Raw genomic sequence first — 2,444 nt, forward strand, 5'->3', positions numbered from 1 at the left:
CTCCAAAGCTAGCCGACCGTTTAGCGGGTTTTGCCGCAAATTTACGCTATTACAATTAGTACGCCAAGTCCATTGTCGGCGGCATTTTGATAAAAACTCAAAAGCCCGTTAAAATGCTCTTTTAGCTCGGCTTTGATATCCTCAAATTCGCTCTCGTACTCCCATATCTCGGGGTATGTGCCCGCCTCGCCGAAGCCCGTAAAATTTACGTTTGCTAAAAGCGCGCCCATATCGGTGCTCTGCATCGCTTTGGCTACGGCTTTTACGTCATCTGCGTCCGCGTAAGATACAGCTTCGCTTCCCTCCTCGCCCGCCATGTCGCGCCCAAATATCGCCCAGCTAAGCGGATTTGGCGTAGCAAAAATCTCGCCCGCGCTCATCGCCTCAAACATATTTTTGCCAGTTAGCGTTTTATGCATCGCGTCCCACATTTTATCCAGGTCGTATTCGTCCAGCGCCTCGACATCGTCGCCGCCGCCGTTTTTGATCGCCTCGATAACGTCTTGCGCATAGGCGTAGTAGTGCGCGCTCATTCCCATTTTCGCTCCTAAAAAATCTCAAATTTAACGCAAATTTGCCGCTAACGGCAGCCTAAAAAGTCATCACCTGATCGCACTCCGCTACCCAGCCGGCGAGGATATCCATGCTGCCTTTTATCTCGCTATCAAAGTACGGCTCGCCCGCGTGCAGACCGCATCTAGCCTCGCAGCTGCCACAGACTTTTAGCGCTACGCCGTTTGCGTGTAGCTCTTTTAGCTTTGCCACGAGGTCAAAGTCGTAGTTTTCGGGCTTTTGCGTGCTATTTCGCGCGAGATCGACCGCGTCGTTCATCAGAAATATCCTGACGTATTCGCCTCTATTTTTGAGCGCTCCCGCTAGCCGCAATGCGTTATACGCGTTGTCCGTGCCGTTATAGGGCTGATTTGTGAGGATGAGTAGAAATTTTTTCATTTTGTGCTCCTTTTGCTGGTTTTGTGGTGCAAACAGCGCAAATTTTAGCTAAGTTGTGTGTAAAATATCTTAAATTTGAGTTCAAATTTGAAATAAATTCATCGAAGTAAAAAATTACAAAAGAAACGGCGGATCGCAAATTTAGCAAATACGCCGCGATAGAAAACAAAGCGGAAGTATCACGAAACTAGGTAAGATGGATTTTGCTTTGCGAATAAGATGGCAAGTTGCCCGTTTTGAACAACCTTGCCTCGATATAAAATAAGGCGGATATATCGTGAAATGATTTTAAATGTTGTGCATAATTTTTCGATTGAGACTAGCCGTGTAGGCTACAGGTTGAGAAAAATTAAAGCTCATTTAAAAGCGCTCACGAGATATCTGCTCAAACTCAAATTTTAGTGAGTTAGGAAAAGCTCCTGGATCTTTGCTTTATCAGTTGTTTGCGTAAGCGCAAGCATCAAAAGCACTCTGGCTTTTTGCGCGTTTAGGTTGTCGCTAGCTAAAAAGCCGTATTTGCCGTCGTCTACCTCGCCGTTTAGCGTGGTCTCGCCGCTACCTACGCGTGAGTCGCGCACGACTACTACGCCGGCTTTAACCGCTTCGCCTAGAGCCTCAAGCGCGCTTGGGAATGGATTTCCGTTACCCATGCCGGCATTTATGATACCTTTGGCTCCGTTTTTCACGGCTACGTTTACGAAGTCCGGGTTGTCGTTTGAGTGGCTATAGATAATATCGACTCTTGGAAGCTCTTTGATCTTTGTGATGTCAAATGCCGAATTTACGGTATGTTTGCGCGTAGGATTCATGTAAAATTTGACGTTGCCGTAAAACACGGTGCCGATCTTGCCGCTGTTTGGAGATTTAAATGTATCGACAGCGGTAGTGTTGGTTTTAGTCACCTCTCTAGCCGCGTGGATCTCGTCGTTCATCACGACCATTACGCCCTTGCCTGCGGCTTCTTTATTCATCGCGACGTTTACGGCGTTAAAGATATTTAGGGGGCCGTCCGCGCTTAGCGAGCCGCTGTTTCTCATAGCGCCCACCATAACGATAGGTTTATCGCTTTTGACGACCAAATTTAGAAAATACGCAGTCTCCTCCATCGTGTCGGTTCCGTGCGTGATGACGACGCCGTCGGCCTTGCCGCTAGTTAGCAGTTCGTTTACTCTGTTTGCGAGCTTAAACCAAACTTCGTTGTTCATCTCTTGAGAGCCGATGTTTGAGATCTGCTCGCCTTTGATGGTCGCTATCTTGTTGATTTCAGGCACCGCAGCGATCAGTTTATCGACCGTAACGGTTCCTGAGGTATAGCTCGCATCAAGCGATCCGGGGCCGCTTCCTGCTACCGTGCCGCCCACTGCTAGTATAGTAACTCTTTTCATAAAACCTCCGTTTAAGCCGTAAGCCTGATTAGCGCCATATAAATACCCGTTGAAGCCGCGATACTAAGCAGGGTATTTTTAAATTTTAGATGAATCAAAACCGCGCTA

At 47.6% G+C, this 2,444-nt stretch carries 3 protein-coding genes and 1 pseudogene; all 4 read right to left on the reverse strand.

The window, feature by feature from the left end; genetic code table 11:
* Positions 1 to 41: 41 nt before the first annotated feature.
* Positions 42 to 539: a YfbM family protein gene (locus Q0338_RS04765; RefSeq protein WP_298085757.1), complete on the reverse strand. Its 498-nt coding sequence runs from the start codon at positions 537 to 539 to the stop codon at positions 42 to 44.
* 52 nt (positions 540 to 591) lie between these two features.
* Positions 592 to 951: a DsrE family protein gene (locus Q0338_RS04770; protein WP_298085758.1), complete on the reverse strand. Its 360-nt coding sequence runs from the start codon at positions 949 to 951 to the stop codon at positions 592 to 594.
* Between the two features lie 398 nt (positions 952 to 1,349).
* Positions 1,350 to 2,336 (reverse strand): type II asparaginase, encoded by a 987-nt coding sequence (locus tag Q0338_RS04775; RefSeq protein ID WP_298085759.1) that lies wholly within the window; start codon positions 2,334 to 2,336, stop codon positions 1,350 to 1,352.
* An 11-nt stretch (positions 2,337 to 2,347) separates the two neighbouring features.
* Positions 2,348 to 2,444: pseudogene (locus Q0338_RS11055) on the reverse strand (branched-chain amino acid ABC transporter); the annotation flags it as partial.

This window comes from uncultured Campylobacter sp. (genome assembly GCF_938018145.1).
GTDB lineage: Bacteria > Campylobacterota > Campylobacteria > Campylobacterales > Campylobacteraceae > Campylobacter_A.